Raw genomic sequence first — 18,679 nt, forward strand, 5'->3', positions numbered from 1 at the left:
GGATGGCCGGGAAGGGCTCGAAGGGCTCGAAGGGCAACCGCGACCGGTTCTCCACCACGACCAGGCTGCGCCTGCTCGGCGAGCAGACCGCAGCCCGCGTCTACCGTTCCCAGACCCGCCGCCAGGCCCGCCGCTCCCGGCTCACCGGCCGGGCCGCCCTGCTGGTGCTCGTGGTGTGCACGCTGGTGGTGGCTCTCGCGTATCCGATACGGAGCTACTTCTCGCAGGCCACCGAGATCGCCGACCAGGAGCAGGCCAGGAACGAGGCCGAGCGGCGCGTCGAGCAGCTCCGCGACGCCAAGGCACGCCTCCAGGACGACGCGTACATCGTGCGGCTCTCCCGCGAGCACCTGCACTACGTCAAGCCCGGCGAGACCGGCTTCACCATGTACGACCCGAAGGCGCCGGGCGCCGGGCAGCGTCCGGAGGGGGACGAGGCCGCCGACCGGCCCTGGTACTCCAACGTCTGGGGCGGCGTCGACGAAGCCGACCGCCGCGAACCGTAGACCCCGAGCAGACCCTCATCTGAACAGCCAGCACAGCCAGCACAGCCAGCACAGCCAGCGCAGACTGAACAGCCAGCACAGACCGACAGAAGGCACGCATGCAGACCCCGCCCCCGATCACGCCGCGCACCGAGCCCACCGACCGGGACATCGAGGCGTTCAAGCTCCAGCTGGGCCGCCCGCCGCGCGGACTGCGCGCGATCGCGCACCGGTGCCCCTGCGGCAACCCGGACGTGGTCGAGACGGCCCCGCGCCTGGAGGACGGCACGCCGTTCCCCACGCTCTACTACATGACCTGCCCCCGGGCCACGGGCGCCATCGGCACCCTGGAGGGCTCGGGCCTCATGAAGGAGATGCAGGCGCGCCTCGCCACCGACCCGGAGCTGGCCGACCAGTACCGGGCCGCGCATGAGGACTACCTCAAGCGGCGCGACGAGATCGAGGAGCTGGTGGGCTTCCCCAGCGCGGGCGGGATGCCCGACCGGGTGAAGTGTCTGCACGTGCTGGTCGGCCACTCGCTGGTCGCGGGCCCCGGCGTGAACCCCTTCGGTGACGAGGCCCTGGCCGTCCTCCCCGAGTGGTGGGCCAAGGGCCCCTGCGTGACCCCCTGCACCGACCAGGCCGAGGAGACCGCCCAGTGACCCGGGTCGCCGCCGTCGACTGCGGTACGAACTCCATCCGCCTGCTCGTCGCCGACGCGGACCCCGCCACGGGCGAGCTGGTCGACCTGGACCGCCGGATGACCATCGTCCGGCTCGGCCAGGGCGTGGACCGTACGGGACGACTCGCCCCCGAGGCCCTGGAGCGGACCTTCGCGGCCTGCCGCGAGTACGCGGAGATCATCAAGGCGCACGGCGCGGAGAAGATCCGCTTCGTCGCCACCTCCGCCTCCCGGGACGCCGAGAACCGCGCGGACTTCGTCTCCGGGGTCCTGGACATCCTGGGCGTCGAGCCCGAGGTGATCTCCGGCGACCAGGAGGCCGCGTTCTCCTTCACCGGGGCCACCAAGGAGCTGGCCGGACGCGCGGAGGACTATCTCGTCGTGGACATCGGCGGCGGCTCCACGGAGCTCGTGGTCGGGCGGGAGAGCGTCGAGGCGGCCCGCTCCGTCGACATCGGCTGCGTACGCCTGACCGAGCGGCACCAGCCCTCGTCGCCCGCCACGGCCGAGCAGGTCGCCGCGATCCGCGCGGACGTCTCGAAGGCCCTGGACCTGGCCGCCGAGACCGTTCCGCTCACCGGCGGGCCGCGCACGCTCGTCGGCCTCGCCGGATCGGTGACCACGATCGCGGCCATCGCGCTGGGTCTGGAGGAGTACGACTCCGAGGCGATCCACCACGCGCGCATCCCGTACGAGAAGGTCCGGGAGATCACTCGGTCGCTGATCGCCGCGACCCACGACGAGAAGGCCGCGATCCCCGCGATGCACCCCGGCCGGGTCGACGTCATCGTCTCCGGGGCCCTGATCCTGCTGGCCCTGATGGAGCGCGTCCAAGCCTCGGAAGTGGTGGTCTCGGAGCACGACATCCTGGACGGGATCGGCTGGAGCATCGCCTGATCCCGCAGGCTCGGACGGACTGACCCGACGGGTCGCCGGACGAACTTCGTGAAGTTCTTCACAAGGAAAAGGGGCCCGATGGGCCCCTTTTTCGCGTCGAAGGGCCGAAGGGGTGGGCCCTCGGACCCGAGTAGGCGCATAACGGACTGTTCCGGGCGCGTTACCGACGTATGAATCAGATAAGTGGTTCAGCGGTCGCCAGGTGCCATCGGGCCAGTTGGGAAGGGGTTTCCAACGACTCCCGGTGCCGGGTGGTTCCCCCTGTGGAGCATGACCTGGGTCACGTGGGCCGCGCAGTGTAGCAGAGGGTCCCGGAGAGCTTGTGAAGGGGCTCACGAGGGCACCCCTCCGAGGGGGTGGATACTCGATTCCATGAGCACCACGGAGCGTCCCAGGATCCTCGTAGTAGGCGGTGGGTACGTAGGCCTGTACGCGGCACAGCGCATTCTCAAGAAGATGCGTTATGCGGAAGCGACCGTCACGGTCGTCGACCCGCGCTCGTACATGACCTACCAGCCCTTCCTGCCCGAAGCCGCCGCCGGCAACATCTCGCCGAGGCACGTCGTCGTACCGCTGCGACGCGTCCTTCCCAAGGCCGAGGTGCTTACTGGTCGGGTCACCACCATCGATCAGGACCGCAAGGTCGCCACGATCTCCCCGCTGGTCGGCGAGACGTACGAGCTGCCCTTCGACTACCTGGTCGTCGCGCTCGGCGCGGTCTCCCGCACCTTCCCGATCCCCGGCCTCGCCGAGCAGGGCATCGGCATGAAGGGCGTCGAGGAGGCCATCGGCCTGCGCAACCACGTCATCGAGCAGCTCGACAAGGCCGACTCCACGCACGACGAAGAGGTCCGTCGCCGGGCGCTCACGTTCGTGTTCGTCGGCGGTGGCTTCGCGGGTGCGGAGACCATCGGCGAGGTCGAGGACATGGCCCGCGACGCCGCGAAGCAGTACAGCAACGTGTCGCGCGACGACATGCGCTTCGTGCTCGTCGACGCCGCCGACAAGATCCTTCCCGAGGTGGGCCCGGACCTGGGCCGCTGGGGCAAGGAGCACCTGGAGAGCCGGGGCATCGAGATTCACCTCTCGACGTCCATGGACTCCTGCGTCGACGGCCACGTCGTGCTGAAGAACGGGCTCGAGGTCGACTCCAACACCATCGTGTGGACCGCGGGCGTCAAGCCGAACCCGGCGCTGGCCCGTTACGGCCTGCCGCTCGGCCCGCGTGGTCACGTCGACACCCAGGCCACCCTCCAGGTGCAGGGCAGCGACTACATCTGGGCCGCGGGCGACAACGCCCAGGTCCCGGACCTGGTCGGCCGCAAGGCCGGCAACCCGAACGCCTGGTGCCCGCCGAACGCCCAGCACGCGCTGCGCCAGGCCAAGGTCCTCGGCGACAACGTGATCTCCGGCATGCGGGGCTTCCCGCAGAAGGAGTACGAGCACGCCAACAAGGGCGCCGTCGCGGGCCTCGGCCTGCACAAGGGCGTCGCGATGATCGTCATGGGCAAGATCAAGATCAAGCTCAAGGGCCGTCTCGCCTGGTACGCCCACCGCGGCTACCACGGCATGGCGATGCCGACGTTCAACCGCAAGATCCGCGTGCTGGCCGACTGGACGCTGGGGATGTTCCTCAAGCGCGAGGTCGTCTCGCTGGGCGCCATGGAGACTCCGCGCGAGGAGTTCTACGAGGCCGCCAAGCCCGCACCGGCTCCGGTCGACGCGGTGAAGATTCCGGCCGCCGCCGAGCCGAAGAAGGCCGAAGCGAAGGCTTCCTGACCTTCCGTCCGTAGTCCCGTCCCGAAGGGGCCGTCCGCCATCCGTGGTGCGGGCGGCCCCCTCGGCGTCTCCCGGGCACTGATTCCGGCCGATGTGAATGTAACGGCCATGTGTTTTGCACTTCCCTGACCCGAAACCGGGATGCGGCAGGCCGCCTCCGGTGTTATTCGAGTAGTACGTCGATGCCTGTACGTCACTTCGAATCGCCACGCAGCGGATCACAGCACCCGCATCACGCGTCACCACGGAGGTGTGCACCATGGCCGATGCCGCACTGCGGCTGACCAGACTCGCCGAGGAACTCCTCTCCGCCCCGCTCCCGGTCCGCATCCGCGCCTGGGACGGCAGCGAGGCGGGCCCGCCCGGCGCCCCCGTCCTCGCGATCCGGGACCGGAAAGCCCTGCGCCGCCTGCTCTGGAAGCCGGGCGAGCTGGGCCTGGCCCGCGCCTGGGTGGCCGGTGAGATCGACATCGACGGGGACCTGTACGAGGCCCTGGACCTGCTCGCCGAACTGATCTGGGAGCGCGAAGGCGACGTCAAGGACGCCGTCCACCCCCTCCGCGACCCCCGGCTGCGCGCCGCCGCCCGCACCCTGCTGAAGATCGGCGGGCCCCTCCCGCCGCCGCCCCCGCCGCCCGAGGAACTGCGCCGCCACACCGGACGGCTGCACACCAAGCGCCGGGACAAGGAATCCATCAGCCACCACTACGACGTCGGCAACGACTTCTACTCCCTGGTCCTCGGGCCGTCCATGGTCTACTCCTGCGCCTATTTCACCGACCCCGACGCCTCCCTCGAAGACGCCCAGCGCGACAAGCTCGACCTGATCGCCCGCAAGCTCGACCTGCGCGAGGGGCAGCGGCTGCTCGACGTCGGCTGCGGCTGGGGCTCCATGGCCCTCCACGCCGCCCGCCACTACGGCGTCCACGTCACCGGCGTCACCCTCTCCAGCGAACAGGCCGCCTTCGCGCGCAAGCGCATCGCCGAGGAGGGCCTCGCCGACCGCATCGAGATCCGGGTGCAGGACTACCGCGACGTCAGCGACGGCCCGTACGACGCGATCTCCTCGATCGGCATGGCCGAGCACGTGGGCGCCGTGCGGTACGGCGAGTACGCGGCGGACCTGTACGCCCTCCTCAAGCCCGGCGGGAGGCTGCTCAACCACCAGATCGGACGCCGCCCGCTCGCCCGCGAGGAGGCGTACCAGGTCGACGCCTTCATCGACTCGTACGTCTTCCCCGACGGCGAACTCGCGCCCGTCGGCAACACCGTCACCCTGCTGGAGGAGGCCGGGTTCGAGGTCCGCGACGTGGAGTCGATCCGCGAGCACTACGCCCTGACCCTGCGGCACTGGGTGGCCCGCCTGGAGAAGAACTGGGAGGCGGCCCTGAAGACGGTCACCCCCGGCCGGGCCCGGGTCTGGCGGCTCTACATGGCGGCCTCCGCGCTCTCCTTCGAGCACAACAAGATCGGCGTGAACCAGGTGCTGGCGGTGCGGCCCACCGCGTCGGGCGCCTCCGGGATGCCGCTGCGCGCCCGGGTGTGGGGTGCGGAGGCTGTGACCACCTGACGGAGAAACGCTGAACCCCCATTCCCCGGCGATACGTTGACTCTTTGCGGAACTCCGCGCCCCCAGCCCCTTCCGTGGCCCGGGGCGCGGAGTTCCGTCACGTGGCGGACCCGTGAGGACTCCGCCGCGTACGACACGTACATCAGGGGAGAGGGGCACCGACGTGCAGCACCGCAGGAGCACGCGGACCAAGAAGATCTGGATGTGGGGGACGGGCATCGGCGTGGCCGCCCTCGCGGTCCCGGCGGTTGCCTTCGCGGGCGCGGCTCCCGGGGCCGAGGCAGCCGTGCGGACGACCGCGACGTTCAACGACCCGGCGGGCGACACCGCCGCGCAGAGCCGCATCCGCGACCACGTGAAGGGCTTGATCGAGGGGGCGAAGGAGGGCTCCACCATCACCGCCGGGCTCTACTCCTTCACCGACACCCAGGTCTCGGGCGCCCTCGCGGACGCCAGGAAGCGCGGCGTGAACGTCAGGATCGTCATCGACAACGCCTCGACCGGCAAGGGCGGCCAGTACGACGCCCTCAAGACGGCGCTCGGCACGGACCAGTCCAAGGGCTCGTACGTGACCAACTGCGGCGCCAACCGGGGCTGCATCGGACAGCGCGAGCTGGTGGACGGCTCCGAGGACGGCTCGATCAACCACAACAAGTTCTGGCTGTTCTCCGAGACCGGCGGCACCAAGAACGTCGTCGTGCAGGCGTCGGCCAACATGACGAGCCTCCAGCGCACCGACCTGTTCAACAATGCGGTGACGATCGTCGACGCCGGTCTGTACGGCGTCTACCAGGACTACTTCGCCGACCTCGCGAAGCGCAGGATCGACAACGACTACTACAGGACGCCGTCGGCGGGCGCGTACAAGACGTACTTCTTCCCCCGCAAGGAAGCCGCGGGCAAGAAGTGGAACGCCGACGCCTCCACCGACACCGTCTCCCTCATCCTCGGCAACGTCGACTGCACGGCGGGCACCGAGGTGCGGGTCGCCGCCAACCTCTTCTCGCGCCGCGAGGTCGCCAGCAAGCTGGTGTCCATGGAGGCGGCGGGCTGCACGGTGCGCCTGGCGAACGACGGCGGCACGGCGATGAGCGACGACGTCCGGGGGATCCTCGCCGGGAAGATCGCGGACCGCGTCGAGTGCGCCGAGAAGCGCCCCGGCAAGGCGAACGTCGGCCTGCACTCCAAGTACGTCCTGGTCAACGGCACGTACGAGGGGAAGTCCGGCCGCAAGCTGGTCTTCACCGGCAGCCACAACTACAGCTACGCGGCGCTGCGCGCCAACGACGAGACCCTGCTGAAGATCGACGACGCGGGGCTGTACGACCAGTTCAAGGAGAACCACGCCACGATCATGAGCTACTGCAAGGGCTCGTGACGCGCGGACGAAAAGAGGCGGCCCCACCACGTCGTACGTGGTGGGGCCGCCCCGTGTCCCGTGCGTTCCCCGGGCTACTCGGCCTTGATGGCGGAGAGCATGTTCAGCTTCGCCGCGCTGCGGGCCGGCCACATGGCGGCCAGCACGCCGACCAGTCCGGCCAGCAGGAGGAAGATCCCGATCCGGTCCCAGGGCAGCTCCAGGGCGTAACCCGGGATCTTGGCCTTCACGGTCTCGCCGATCGCCCAGGCGATGAAGACGCCGAGCACCACGCCGACGACCGCGCCGAACAGCGAGATCACCACGGACTCCAGGCGGATCATCGTCTTGACCCGGCTGCGGTCCAGGCCGATCGCGCGCAGCATCCCGATCTCCTGCTGGCGCTCGAAGACCGACATGGCGAGGGTGTTGACGACGCCGAGGACGGAGATCACCAGGGCCATCGCGAGCAGGCCGTACATGATGTTCAGCATCAGGTTGATCTGGCCCGCGGTCTGGTTGCGCAGGTCCTCCTGGTTCAGCATGACCATGGCCGGGTTCTTGCCGGTGGCGTCGACCAGGGCCTGCTTGTTGGCGTCGGTGGCACCGCCGTCCATCTTCACGTACATGGCGTAGTACGTGGGCTCCTTGAAGTGCGGGGCGAGGAGCCGCGCGTCCATGACGGAATCGGCGAGGAAGTCGTTGTCCTCGTAGACCGCGCCGACCTTCAGGGTCGCCTTCTTGCCGTCCTCGTACTTCACCGGGACCTGCTGCCCGAGCCGGTAGCCGTGCTTGTCCCGGTAGGTCTTGCTGACCGCGATCTGTCCCTGGGCGACGGCGTCCTTCGAGCCCTCCAGCACCGTGAAGGCGAACACCGGGCCGAGGGCCGAGGGGGTGACGCCGTCGGTGACCAGGAAGTCGCCGTTGCCGGTCTCCAGGCCGCCGGACAGCCGGGCCGAGGCGACGCTGACGCCGGGCGCCTTGGCGAGCGCGTCGATCGTGGACCGGTCGATCTGCGACTGGTTGGCCATCTGGACCGTGTAGTCGGCCTTGACCTGCTCGGTGGTGGCGCGGTCGATGGCCGAGCCCATGGTGACGGCGAGCACGGTCAGGCCGGTGACCAGGGTCAGTCCGATGGCCAGGGCGGAGGCGGTGGCGCCGGTGCGGCGCGGGTTGCGGACCGAGTTGAGACCGGCGAGCTTGCCGGAGACCGTGAAGACGCGGTTCAGCAGCGGCTGTACGAGGCCGATGACCGGCCGCGAGAGCAGCGGGATCAGCACGATCATGCCGAGCAGGATCAGGAACGCGCCGCCGCCGATGACCAGCCGGCCGTTCTCGCCGCCGAGCGCCACCCCGCCGACGACCAGGGCCGCGCCGCCGATCGCGATGATCGCGCCGATGACGTTCCGTACGACGAGGGACTTGACGTCCGGGGTGGCGTGCACGCTGTTCATCGCGGCGACCGGCGGGATGCGCGCCGCACGGCGGCCCGGCAGCCAGGCGGCCAGCATCGTGATGAGCACGCCGACGGCGAACGCGGCGATCACCGGGGCGGCCCCGACGACCAGGTCACCGGCGGGCATCTGGGCGTCCATCGAGTCCAGCAGCGGGCCCATGCCGGAAGCCATGGCCACACCCAGCAGGAATCCGGCGACCGAGGCGAACAGTCCCACGATCGCGGCCTCGGCCAGCACCGAGCGGGTGATCTGCTTGCGGGACGCGCCCACCGCGCGCATCAGCGCGAGTTCCTTGGTGCGCTGGGCGACCAGCATGGTGAAGGTGTTGGAGATCAGGAAGACGCCGACGAACAGCGCGATGCCCGCGAAGCCGAGGAGGATCTGGGTGAGGGCGCTGGTGCTCTCCTCGACCATCCGGACCTGCTCGCGCTCCAGCTCGGACGCCGTGCTCGCCGTGGCGTTCTCGGGGATCAGCGGCTTGATGGCCTTGACCAGCGCGTCCTGGTCGGCGCCCGGCTTCGCCTTGACGGTCAGACCCGCGTACTGACCGGGTGCCAGGAAGATCTTCTGGGCGGTCGGAGTGTCGAACAGCACCAGGCTGCCGCCCGCGTTGACCGCGCCGTCCTCGGTGGTGAAGACACCGGCGAGCCGGTACTCCTTGGCGGGCTTGTTGGTGGCGACGCGGACCTGGTCGCCGACCTTGTAGCCGGCCTTGTCGGCGGTCGCCCTGTCGAGGGCGATCTCGTCGCCGTTGGCCGGGCCGTGGCCGTCGGCGAAGGTGTAGCGGGCGTCCTTGCCGTCCTTGCCGGGGGCGAAGTTGCCGCCGTTGTTGGCCCAGCCCTGGCCGATCAGCTTGCCGCTCCGGTCGGCCGCACCGGCGAAGCCGCCGACCTGCGGGGTGACCGAGTCCACCCCGTCCAGGGCGGCGACCTTGCGGACCTGCTGCTCGGTGAGCGGCTTGGACTCGGGGTCGTTGGCGTACGTACGGGCCTCGACGCCCACGGCGACGCCGTCGAGGCTCTTGGTGGCCTGGCTGCGGAAGGCGGAGGAGAGGGTGTCGCTGTAGATCAGGGTGCCGGAGACGAAGGCCACGCCGAGCATCACGGCGAGCATCGTCATCAGCAGCCTGGCCTTGTGCGCGAGCACATTGCGCAGGGCGGTGCGGAACATGGGGTTACGTCCTGGTGGGAGAAGTGTGCGGGGTACGGGACGGAGCACGTGCGGCTCGACGCCCCGAGGGAGGGGCGGAGCGGGCGGTCAGCTCGTACGGCCCTTGGTGTCGAAGTCCTTCATCCGGTCCAGGACGCCGTCGGCGGTGGGGTGCAGCATCTCGTCGACGATCCGGCCGTCGGCCAGGAAGATCACGCGGTCCGCGTAGGAGGCGGCGACCGGGTCGTGCGTCACCATGACGACGGTCTGGCCCAGCTCGCGCACCGAGTTGCGCAGGAAGCCCAGCACCTCGGCGCCGGAGCGGGAGTCCAGGTTTCCGGTCGGCTCGTCGCCGAACATGATCTCCGGGCGGCTGGCCAGCGCACGCGCCACGGCCACGCGCTGCTGCTGGCCGCCGGACAGCTCGGACGGGCGGTGCTTGAGGCGGCCCGACAGACCGACCATGTCGATGACCTTGTCGAGCCACGCCTTGTCGGGCTTGCGGCCCGCGATGTCCATGGGGAGCGTGATGTTCTCCAGGGCGTTCAGCGTCGGCAGCAGGTTGAACGCCTGGAAGATGAAACCGATCTTGTCCCGGCGCAGCTGGGTCAGCTGCTTGTCCTTCAGCGTGCCGAGTTCGGTCTCGCCGATGCGCACCGAACCGGAGGAGAAGGAGTCCAGACCGGCCACGCAGTGCATCAGGGTCGACTTGCCGGAGCCCGAGGGGCCCATGATCGCCGTGAACTCGCCCTGCCGGAAGTCGACGGAGACCCGGTCCAGCGCGACGACCTGCGTCTCGCCGTGGCCGTAGACCTTGGACAGCTCGGTGGCGCGGGCGGCGACCGCCACGGTCTGGTGGGCGGCGGGGTACGGGTACGTGGTCACGGTGGAGCTCCTGTCGGGACGCTTGGGGGGACGCTTCCCATCCTCACGTCGCTTTTACGTCCCGTAGTCACTCCGCACGGCGGTCCTGGGGCAGTCTCCGGTCTGACCCGTACCCGCTTCCGTCCTACCTGAGTATGACGGCGACCCCGAGACCCGGACGGGCCCGGAGGAGCTGCGATCGAGGAGTGCCGGAGCTGTGCCAGACCTGAGGGGCGGAGGGTGCAACACGTGCACAAGAGGTCGAGTTTCCGTCATTCCCGTGCACGCTCCGACACCGGACGGAACGACTCCGTACCCGCTCCGGCATGTGTCGATGGCCTGTTCCCCGGACTGACGCTCCATCAAGCGCCCATAAAATCAGACAGCATTGGGTGGATGTGCCGCCGTTCGGGGGATGCCTGCGGATAGGCTCTGAGCCATTGTCGCGGCCCGCGCGCCTGCCCGGATGGTGGAATGCAGACACGGCGAGCTTAAACCTCGCTGCCCCTCGGGGGCGTACCGGTTCGAGTCCGGTTCCGGGCACATTCGCGTCCTTCACCACCCCTCGCGGGAACACCGCCCCCGGTTCTTTCGTTGACAACGATCGGGGAAAGATCCTCCTCTGGTACAGGGGTGGTTTCTTTGCTACCCCATTACTCTTGACAGCAAGGTCGCACTCGGTGGCCATGGAGGAGTGAGATGAGGAGCAGCAACCCGGTCTTCTCGCGACGGGGGTTCAGCCGCGACAACGGCTCGGCGGGCTTCAACGCGCAGCAGCCGCAGGCCGGGGGCCCCGCCGTAGGCACCCAGGGCAACCCGTACGCCCAGGGGAACCCGTACGCCCAGGACGCGACGAACCCGTACGCGACGAACCCGTACGCACAGCAGGACCAGTACGGCGCCCCGGTGGCCCCGCCGCGCGGCAGCGTCATGACGATGGACGACGTCGTCACCCGTACGGCCATCACGCTCGGCCTCGTGGTCGGCGGCGCGGCAGTCGCCTGGATCACGAACATGGGCCTCGGCCTGGCCATCGGCGCGGCGCTCGTCGCGATGGTGCTCGGCCTGATCCAGTCGTTCAAGCAGAAGCCGAACCCGGCGCTGATCCTGGCGTACGCGGGCTTCGAGGGCCTCTTCCTGGGCGCGCTCAGCAACTACGTCAACACGTTCATCGCGCCGGGTGCGGCGATGCAGGCGGTCCTGGGCACGATGGCGGTCTTCGTGACCATGCTCGTGCTCTACAAGACGCGCATCGTGCGCGTCACCGCCCGCTTCACCCGCTACCTGATGATCGCCGCGATCAGCTTCATGGTGCTCACCGCCGTGAACCTGCTGTTCATGGTCTTCGGCGGCGGTGACGGCCTCGGCTTCCGCAGCGGCGGCCTGGGCATCGTCTTCGGCATCGTCGGCGTCCTGCTCGGCGCCTTCTTCCTGGCGCTCGACTTCAAGCAGGTCGAGGACGGCATCGCCTACGGCGCGCCCCGCGAGGAGTCCTGGATGGCGGCCTTCGGCCTCACCATGACCCTGGTGTGGATCTACCTGGAGATGCTGCGTCTCGTCTCGATCCTGAGCGGCGACGACTAGACGACCAGCACGACCGCACAGCGCGAGGAGAGGGCCCGCAGACCGTGGAAACGGTCTGCGGGCCCTCTCGCGCAGTGGCGTGCGTGTGTGGGGGGCCGGGGGAGTAGGGGTCAGCGGAAGTAGCGGGCGGCGCGCCTCAGGTCGTACTCGTGGATGATCGCCTTGGCGTGCCCGTGGGCCAGGTTGTGCTCGCTGCGGAGCCAGCTCACCTTTTCCTCGAAGCGGAAGAGGGAGGGACCGTTCTCGACGGTGCGCAGCCAGTCGGACACTTCACGACCGGTGCAGTGGGGGATGCGGGAGAGCAGGTTGCGATGGGTCTCTTCGGAGAAGACTTGGGACATCGGCGCCTCCGGAAGGCTTTGCGCGGTGCTGGTCCTTCACTGCACCGTGCCTGAGTGTCGGCCCGTTGGCAACAGTGCGGGACGGGCGCGTAGGGTCGCGATGTGCTGGATACGACCCCCCTGCTGACCGCCGTCGAGCGGCTCGCCGACCGCCTGCGGACCACCCCCGAGAGCCGGCTGCGGCGCGGTGCGGCGGCCGAGGGACTCGCGCTCGCCCGCGAACTCGCGCTGCGGGCACAGCGTCTGGAGTTCCCCGGACGCGAGCCGTACGAGCTGCCCGACGCGGGACTGTTCGCCGTCGCCGACCAAGTGGCCGTCGCCGGGCGGGACTTGGCGCTGGCCATGGGAACGGCCCCGTCCGGGGATCTGGACGAGGCCGTGGCGCTGGTGGAAGCGGCGGGCAAGAAGCTGTAGGCCCCTGGGCCCGTAGCTCCTAGTCCGGGATCGACGCGATGACGCGGTCCGCCAGGATGTAGACGTTCTCGGTGCCGCAGGAGAAGGTCAGCGCGTACGCGCCGGAGATCCCCGAGCCGCCCAGCAGCACCGGCGTGTGGCCCGCCCGCAGCGCGTCGGCGAGCTGTTCCGCCGTCTCGCGGTGGCCGGGGGTCATGCACAGCGTCGTACCGTCCGCGAAGACGTACACGTCGAGGGTGCCCAGCGGGCCCGGACGGACGTCCGCCAGGGGGGCGCGGGCCGCCGCGAGGCCCTCCAGCCGGGACATCGTGAAGGCGTGGTCACCGGTCACGGGCGACGCCTGCACCGGTACGAAGTCGGGGTGCGAGGGGTGGCGGCGGCGGGCGGCGGCCAGCGCGGCCGGGTCCTCGTCCGGCTCGTCGTCGTCCTCCGCGTCCTCCGCGGCCTCGGCGAGCTCCTTGAGGTGCTCCTCCTCGGAGGTGCTGGTGTACGGGGACAGGTCGAACTCCTCGGCGAAGTTCAGCTCGCCCCTGGAGGTCGCCAGGAAGGCTTCCAGGTCGCCGTCCTTGAGCCCGGTGAAGTCGGAGGGCTGCGGCATGTAGTACGAGAGGGACTCCTGCTCGGCGCCGGTCAGGCCGCCCAGCAGCGACGGGGCGTCGGCCGCGTCGCGGGCCTCCTGCGCGGCCCAGAAGGCCCGCGCCTCGGCGAGTTCCCGTTCGCGCTCCTCGGCCAGGGCCTCGGTCACCGCGGCCCGTATCTCGGCGGCCGGGGTGAGGGCGGACGCGTCGCCCCGGGTCTGGTGGGGAAGGGCGGTCAGCGCCGCCTGCGCCCGCAGCTCCGCAGCCTCCGCGCGGTCGGCCGCCCGGTCGGCGCGCAGGGCGGTGACCTCCTGGCGGAGACCGCGCACGGTGTGCAGGGCGGCGCCGCCGACGGCCGCCGTGGCAGCGGTGGCGAGCAGCAGGGCGAAGGACATGGCGCTCACGTGCGTACTCCTGAATTCATTGCGATCCCCTGGGCGGAACTCCGGGCTGACCCCGGATCTGACCCCGGCCGACATCGGTCCCCCGACCGATCCCCCGAACTTCCTACATCAGCTTCCCGTGTGCATTCGCTCGCTGTCAGTGCATAACGTCACGAATCGGACAGGTCTTTGGTCCTGCTGATCCGTCCGCGCCTGCTGTGACCTGCGTGTTTCCGCCTCCCCCTGGAGACAGGTCACATCCTGGGGGAGATTGGGTCACGACTGGGACGCGAAGCGAGTGGAGGGGCGCGCGGGGGATGCGCGCCGCTCCGGAAGCGCTCAGTCGATTGTGCGCTCCGGGGCGGGCGCGCGCTCGGTGATCACGGTGTTTCGTGAGCTGTTCCACACCGGGCCGGTCGCGGGTACGGGGATGCCCCGGCTCTTGCGGGCCGGGGCATCGGTGTTCTCGTACGGGTGTCAGCTCAGGCGCTCGATGACCATGGCCATGCCCTGGCCGCCGCCGACGCACATGGTCTCCAGGCCGAACTGCTTGTCGTGGAACTGGAGGCTGTTGATGAGGGTGCCCGTGATGCGCGCGCCCGTCATGCCGAAGGGGTGCCCGACGGCGATCGCGCCACCGTTCACGTTCACCTTGTCCAGGTCGATCCCGAGGTCCTGGTAGGACGGGATCACCTGGGCGGCGAAGGCTTCGTTGATCTCCGCGAGGTCGATGTCGCCGATGCTCAGCCCGGCGCGCTTCAGCGCCTGCTTGCTGGCCTCGACCGGTCCGTACCCCATGATCTCGGGCGAGAGCCCGGAGACGCCGGTCGAGACGATCCGCGCGAGCGGGGTGAGGCCCAGCTCGGCGGCCTTCGTGTCGGACATGATCACGAGGGCGGCGGCGCCGTCGTTGAGCGGGCAGCAGTTGCCGGCGGTGACGAGCCCGTCGGGCCGGAAGACGGGCTTGAGGCCCTGGACGCCCTCCACGGTGACCCCGGCGCGCGGCCCGTCGTCCTTGCTGACGACGGTCCCGTCCGGGGTGGTCACCGGGGTGATCTCCCGCTCCCAGAAACCGTTCTTGATGGCCTGCTCGGCGAGGTTCTGCGAACGTACGCCGAACTCGTCCATCTCCTGGCGGCTGATGCCCTTCAGGCGGGCCAGGTTCTCGGCCGTCTGTCCCATCGAGATGTACGCGTCCGGTACGAGGCCGTCCTCGCGGGGGTCGTGCCAGTCGGCGCCCGCCTGCTCGGCGCGGGCCGCGGTACGGGCCTCGGCCTCGGCGAAGAGGGGGTTGTGGGTGTCGGGCCAGGAGTCCGAGTTCCCCTTGGCGAACCGCGAGACCATCTCGACGCCCGCCGAGATGAACACGTCGCCCTCGCCCGCCTTGATGGCGTGCAGGGCCATGCGGGAGGTCTGGAGGGAGGAGGAGCAGTAGCGGGTGACCGTACAGCCCGGGAGGTGGTCCATCCCCATCTGTACGGCGACGATGCGGCCCAGGTTGTTGCCCTGCTCGCCGCCCGGGAGGCCGCAGCCGAGCATGAGGTCGTCGATGTCGCGGGGGTCGAGCTCGGGGACCTTGGCGAGGGCGGTCTGGATGATGGTCGCGGTGAGGTCGTCGGCGCGCAGGTCCTTCAGGGAGCCCTTGAAGGCGCGGCCGATGGGGGAGCGGGCGGTCGAGACGATGACGGCTTCGGGCATCGGGGCTCCTGGATCTGGGCGGTGCGGGCGAAGGGGGCGGACCCCGCCCGAAGTTACCGGTACGTACTGGGTCGGGTCACCCGGTGGGCGGTGTGACACGGACCGCACTTCTAAGCGAGCGCTCAGCGGATTGAGCCCGTCCGGCGCTTGAGGACGCGCGGGCGCTCCCTGCCCTCCGTGCCCCGTTAGGGGCGCGGGGAACTGCGCGACCAGCCACCCACCCAGCCGCGCGGCCGAGCGCTTTAGGTGGAGGGGCGGGACTGGGGCAGCGCCGCAGGCACCAGGGTGGGGCGCACCCGTCGGCTGAGGCCGGGCAGACGGCACCAGGGTGGGGCGCACCCGTCGGCGGAGGCAAAAGCGGGCGGCACCAGGGCGGGCCCGGAGCGAGAGGGGCCGCCCCCTTGCCCGCCCGTTCCGCCCCCGGGGGGCGGCCCCGCCGCCCAAGGGGGCTGGGCAAAGGCCCCGCCGCCCAAGGGGGCTGGGCGGAAGCGGAGAGGGGCAGGCCCGCCGCCCGAGGAGGCGAGGAAGGCGGGGGCGGAGAGGGGCTGGCCCGTCGTCCGAGGAGGCGAGGAAGGCGGGGGCGGAGAGGGGCTGGCCCGTCGTCCGAGGGGCTAGCCCGCTGTGCTGGGGGCGTGGGCCGGGTCCGGGGCGGCCGGAATGCGCCGGCGGCGGCGGTGCTTGAGGAGGGCCCAGGGCCCGCGCGCGCCCGTGACCTCCGTCCCCGCCTCGGCAGCCGCCCTCGTCGCCGCCCGCGCGACCGGCAGCATCGACTCGTCCCGCGCGCCGTCGAGCCGGTCGGATTCCGGCCAGAGTCCGAGCGCCGCACACAGGGTGGGGAGCACGGCCATGGCGGCCGTCGAGTAGCCCTCCGCCGAGGGGTGGTAGTTGTCCGGCCCGAACAGCTCCCTCGGATTCGCCGCGAACTCGGGCCCGAGCAGATCCCCGAGCGACACCGTCCGTCCGCCCTGCTCCACCACCCCGATGGTCTGCGCCGCCGCCAGCTGCCGCGAGACGCGCCGCGCGAGCCACCGCAGCGGCTGGTAGACGGGCTCGATCGTCCCGAGGTCGGGACACGTCCCCACCACCACCTCCGCCCCGGCCGTCCGCAGCCTCCGTACCGCCGTGGCCAGATGGCGCACCGACTGGGTGGGGGGCATCCGGTGCGTCACGTCGTTCGCGCCGATCATGATCACGCACACGTCCGGCGGACGGATCGGATCCCGTACCAACAGGGACACCTGACGGTCGAGGTCGTCCGACATGGCCCCGGGAAGGGCGACGTTCCGCAACTCCACCGGCCGCTCCGCCACCGCCGCGAGCCCCGACGCGAGCAGCGCCCCCGGGGTGTGCCCGGCCCGCCTGACTCCCTGCCCCGCCGCGGTGGAGTCCCCGAGCACGCCCAGCCGCAGCGCCGGAAGCCCGCAACGGTCCGCGAAGGCCGTCCCGTAGAGCCCGTCCGCGGGCGGGGCGATCGGGGCCACCGCGCCCCCCACCGCCCGTTTCGCCAGCTGAACCTCCGCCAGCACCAGTCCCACCGTCGCGACACCGACCAGCCCGATACCACCGCCGCCGTACGCCGCGCCCGCAGCGATCCGCCGTGCCACCCTCGCCCTCGACACAGTCGCAGCCACCTCCTCGAAGAGCCATGCGCAGGAAGTTCCATGGAACATCCGTACGGAAAGCAGTCCGTACATCTCCTAACTGCCCGGTAACGGGTGCTGCTCAATCTCCGCCACCGGTTAATACGGGGAGTGGAGCAGTGCCCCGGCCCGGGCCTACTGTGGGCCGCACCATCACGGAAACCCCGGAGAAGACGTGCGATTTCACGACTCGATGATCAGCCTCGTCGGCAACACCCCGCTGGTGAAGCTGAACAGAGTGACCGAAGGCATTCAGGCGACCGTCCTCGCGAAGGTCGAGTACTTCAACCCCGGCGGGTCCGTGAAGGACCGGATCGCCGTGCGCATGATCGAGGCCGCCGAGCAGAGCGGCGCGCTGCAGCCCGGCGGCACCATCGTCGAGCCGACCTCCGGCAACACCGGAGTCGGCCTGGCGATCGTGGCCCAGCAGAAGGGCTACAAGTGCATCTTCGTCTGCCCTGACAAGGTGTCGATGGACAAGATCAACGTCCTGCGGGCGTACGGCGCCGAGGTCGTGGTCTGCCCCACGGCCGTCGACCCCGACCACCCGGACTCGTACTACAACGTCTCCGACCGCCTGGTCCGCGAGACGCCCGGCGCGTGGAAGCCCGACCAGTACAGCAACCCCAACAACCCGCGCTCGCACTACGAGACGACCGGCCCCGAGCTCTGGGAGCAGACGGACGGGAAGATCACCCACTTCGTCGCGGGCGTCGGCACGGGCGGCACGATCTCCGGCACCGGCCGCTACCTCAAGGAGATCAGCGAGGGCCGCGTCACCGTCGTCGGCGCCGACCCCGAGGGCTCGGTCTACTCCGGCGGCTCGGGCCGCCCGTACCTCGTGGAGGGCGTCGGCGAGGACTTCTGGCCGACCGCGTACGACAAGAGCGTCACGGACGAGATCGTCGCGGTCTCCGACAAGGACTCCTTCCAGATGACCCGCCGCCTCGCCAAGGAGGAGGGCCTCCTGGTCGGCGGCTCCTGCGGCATGGCGGTCGTGGGCGCGCTGCGGGTGGCGGAACGCCTGGGCCCCGACGACGTGGTCGTCGTCCTCCTGCCGGACAGCGGGCGGGGCTACATGAGCAAGATCTTCAGCGACGAGTGGATGGCTTCGTACGGCTTCCTCGACGACGGCGACCACCCCGCCCGGGTGGGCGACGTCCTGCGGCACAAGGAGGGCGGCGCGATTCCCCACCTCGTCCACATGCACCCCGAGGAGACCGTCGGCGAGGCCATCGAGGTGCTCCGGGAGTACGGCGTCTCGCAGATGCCGATCGTGAAGCCGGGCGCGGGCCACCCGGACGTGATGGCCGCCGAGGTCATCGGTTCGGTCGTGGAGCGCGAGCTGCTGGACGCCCTGTTCGCCCAGCGGGCCTCGCTGACGGACCCGCTGGAGAAGCACATGTCGTCGCCGCTCCCGCAGGTCGGCTCGGGCGAGCCGGTCGAGGACCTGATGAGCATCCTCGGCGGCAAGGGCGGCGCGGACGCCGCGATCGTCCTGGTCGAGGGCAAGCCGACGGGCGTGGTGAGCAGGCAGGACCTGCTGGCCTACCTGGCGCGCCCGGAGCAGTGAGCGGCTGATCCGTCAGCGGTGAGCGACTGACCCCGTCCGGCCGGGCCCGCCCCGTCCGGCCGGGGCAGCCGCGGCCGGATGGGTCAGCCGCGTCCGGCGGTTCGGCCGGGATCCGGTCCGCCGTGGTGGACGCGGGGGCTTCGCCCAAACGGTACGCGCGCGACACGTTGCCGCAGCACCTGCTTAACACGGCCCCGGCACAGTGGTGTTCGTCGGCGTCACGGACAA

General features: G+C 70.5%; 15 protein-coding genes and 1 tRNA gene. 10 read left to right on the forward strand and 6 right to left on the reverse strand.

Going from position 1 to position 18,679, the window contains the following annotated elements; translation table 11 throughout:
• Window positions 1–2: 2 nt before the first annotated feature.
• The 6 genes from OG897_RS04705 (at window position 3) to OG897_RS04730 (ending at window position 6,791) form a co-directional block, all read left to right on the forward strand.
• Complete coding sequence (locus OG897_RS04705; RefSeq protein ID WP_266653092.1) at window positions 3–506, forward strand: septum formation initiator family protein; 504 nt, start codon at window positions 3–5, stop codon at window positions 504–506.
• 98 nt (window positions 507–604) lie between these two features.
• On the forward strand, window positions 605–1,147 hold the full coding sequence (locus OG897_RS04710; protein ID WP_266653094.1) for a DUF501 domain-containing protein: 543 nt from the start codon (window positions 605–607) through the stop codon (window positions 1,145–1,147).
• On the forward strand, window positions 1,144–2,064 hold the full coding sequence (locus OG897_RS04715; protein ID WP_266653095.1) for a Ppx/GppA phosphatase family protein: 921 nt from the start codon (window positions 1,144–1,146) through the stop codon (window positions 2,062–2,064). The genes OG897_RS04710 and OG897_RS04715 overlap by 4 nt, the downstream gene beginning before the upstream one ends.
• 372 nt (window positions 2,065–2,436) lie before the next feature.
• The gene (locus OG897_RS04720) at window positions 2,437–3,843 is read left to right on the forward strand and encodes an NAD(P)/FAD-dependent oxidoreductase (RefSeq protein WP_266653096.1); all 1,407 of its coding nucleotides are present in this window, start codon (window positions 2,437–2,439) and stop codon (window positions 3,841–3,843) included.
• Between the two features lie 259 nt (window positions 3,844–4,102).
• Window positions 4,103–5,413, forward strand: coding sequence for a cyclopropane-fatty-acyl-phospholipid synthase family protein (locus OG897_RS04725; protein WP_266653097.1), 1,311 nt, complete (start codon window positions 4,103–4,105; stop codon window positions 5,411–5,413).
• 163 nt (window positions 5,414–5,576) lie between these two features.
• Window positions 5,577–6,791, forward strand: coding sequence for a phospholipase D-like domain-containing protein (locus OG897_RS04730; RefSeq protein ID WP_266653099.1), 1,215 nt, complete (start codon window positions 5,577–5,579; stop codon window positions 6,789–6,791).
• Between the two features lie 74 nt (window positions 6,792–6,865).
• On the opposite strand, the gene OG897_RS04735 is transcribed toward OG897_RS04730, so the two are convergent.
• Complete coding sequence (locus tag OG897_RS04735; RefSeq protein ID WP_266653101.1) at window positions 6,866–9,397, reverse strand: ABC transporter permease; 2,532 nt, start codon at window positions 9,395–9,397, stop codon at window positions 6,866–6,868.
• Between the two features lie 87 nt (window positions 9,398–9,484).
• Window positions 9,485–10,261, reverse strand: coding sequence for an ABC transporter ATP-binding protein (locus tag OG897_RS04740; protein WP_266653103.1), 777 nt, complete (start codon window positions 10,259–10,261; stop codon window positions 9,485–9,487).
• A 439-nt stretch (window positions 10,262–10,700) separates the two neighbouring features.
• Between OG897_RS04740 and OG897_RS04745 the strand changes: the two genes are divergently transcribed.
• Window positions 10,701–10,783, forward strand: a tRNA-Leu gene (locus OG897_RS04745).
• 156 nt (window positions 10,784–10,939) lie between these two features.
• Window positions 10,940–11,824: a Bax inhibitor-1/YccA family protein gene (locus OG897_RS04750; RefSeq protein ID WP_266653105.1), complete on the forward strand. Its 885-nt coding sequence runs from the start codon at window positions 10,940–10,942 to the stop codon at window positions 11,822–11,824.
• Window positions 11,825–11,934: 110 nt separating this feature from the next.
• Here the strand turns inward: OG897_RS04750 and OG897_RS04755 are convergent, their stop codons facing one another.
• Window positions 11,935–12,165 (reverse strand): DUF4287 domain-containing protein, encoded by a 231-nt coding sequence (locus OG897_RS04755; protein ID WP_266653107.1) that lies wholly within the window; start codon window positions 12,163–12,165, stop codon window positions 11,935–11,937.
• A 102-nt stretch (window positions 12,166–12,267) separates the two neighbouring features.
• Between OG897_RS04755 and OG897_RS04760 the strand changes: the two genes are divergently transcribed.
• Window positions 12,268–12,579 carry a hypothetical protein gene (locus tag OG897_RS04760; protein ID WP_266653109.1) on the forward strand — a complete coding sequence of 104 codons (312 nt, stop codon included), beginning with the start codon at window positions 12,268–12,270 and terminating at the stop codon, window positions 12,577–12,579.
• A gap of 19 nt (window positions 12,580–12,598) precedes the next feature.
• Here OG897_RS04760 and OG897_RS04765 read toward each other — a convergent pair whose 3' ends face one another.
• The 3 genes from OG897_RS04765 to OG897_RS04775 all read right to left on the reverse strand — a co-directional run bounded on the left by OG897_RS04765 (window position 12,599) and on the right by OG897_RS04775 (window position 16,842).
• Window positions 12,599–13,552 carry a hypothetical protein gene (locus OG897_RS04765; protein ID WP_266656570.1) on the reverse strand — a complete coding sequence of 318 codons (954 nt, stop codon included), beginning with the start codon at window positions 13,550–13,552 and terminating at the stop codon, window positions 12,599–12,601.
• Between the two features lie 465 nt (window positions 13,553–14,017).
• Entirely contained in the window at window positions 14,018–15,238 is a 1,221-nt protein-coding gene (locus tag OG897_RS04770) for an acetyl-CoA C-acetyltransferase (RefSeq protein ID WP_266653111.1), read from the reverse strand.
• A 611-nt stretch (window positions 15,239–15,849) separates the two neighbouring features.
• Entirely contained in the window at window positions 15,850–16,842 is a 993-nt protein-coding gene (locus OG897_RS04775; RefSeq protein WP_266656571.1) for an SGNH/GDSL hydrolase family protein, read from the reverse strand.
• Between the two features lie 211 nt (window positions 16,843–17,053).
• On the opposite strand from OG897_RS04775, the gene OG897_RS04780 reads away from it, so the two are divergent.
• Complete coding sequence (locus tag OG897_RS04780) at window positions 17,054–18,451, forward strand: cystathionine beta-synthase (RefSeq protein WP_266653113.1); 1,398 nt, start codon at window positions 17,054–17,056, stop codon at window positions 18,449–18,451.
• Window positions 18,452–18,679: the final 228 nt, after the last annotated feature.

Origin of the sequence: Streptomyces sp. NBC_00237 (genome assembly GCF_026342435.1) — a bacterium.
Taxonomy (GTDB): domain Bacteria; phylum Actinomycetota; class Actinomycetes; order Streptomycetales; family Streptomycetaceae; genus Streptomyces.

What these genes read in the sequence shown, in the direction of transcription:
- OG897_RS04765 (WP_266656570.1), bottom strand. Translation starts at nt 13,552, where the DNA reads ATGTCCTTCGCCCTGCTGCTCGCCACCGCTGCCACGGCGGCCGTCGGC.
- OG897_RS04770 (WP_266653111.1), bottom strand. Translation starts at nt 15,238, where the DNA reads ATGCCCGAAGCCGTCATCGTCTCGACCGCCCGCTCCCCCATCGGCCGC.
- OG897_RS04720 (WP_266653096.1), top strand. Translation starts at nt 2,437, where the DNA reads ATGAGCACCACGGAGCGTCCCAGGATCCTCGTAGTAGGCGGTGGGTAC.
- OG897_RS04735 (WP_266653101.1), bottom strand. Translation starts at nt 9,397, where the DNA reads ATGTTCCGCACCGCCCTGCGCAATGTGCTCGCGCACAAGGCCAGGCTG.
- OG897_RS04705 (WP_266653092.1), top strand. Translation starts at nt 3, where the DNA reads ATGGCCGGGAAGGGCTCGAAGGGCTCGAAGGGCAACCGCGACCGGTTC.
- OG897_RS04755 (WP_266653107.1), bottom strand. Translation starts at nt 12,165, where the DNA reads ATGTCCCAAGTCTTCTCCGAAGAGACCCATCGCAACCTGCTCTCCCGC.
- OG897_RS04725 (WP_266653097.1), top strand. Translation starts at nt 4,103, where the DNA reads ATGGCCGATGCCGCACTGCGGCTGACCAGACTCGCCGAGGAACTCCTC.
- OG897_RS04750 (WP_266653105.1), top strand. Translation starts at nt 10,940, where the DNA reads ATGAGGAGCAGCAACCCGGTCTTCTCGCGACGGGGGTTCAGCCGCGAC.
- OG897_RS04710 (WP_266653094.1), top strand. Translation starts at nt 605, where the DNA reads ATGCAGACCCCGCCCCCGATCACGCCGCGCACCGAGCCCACCGACCGG.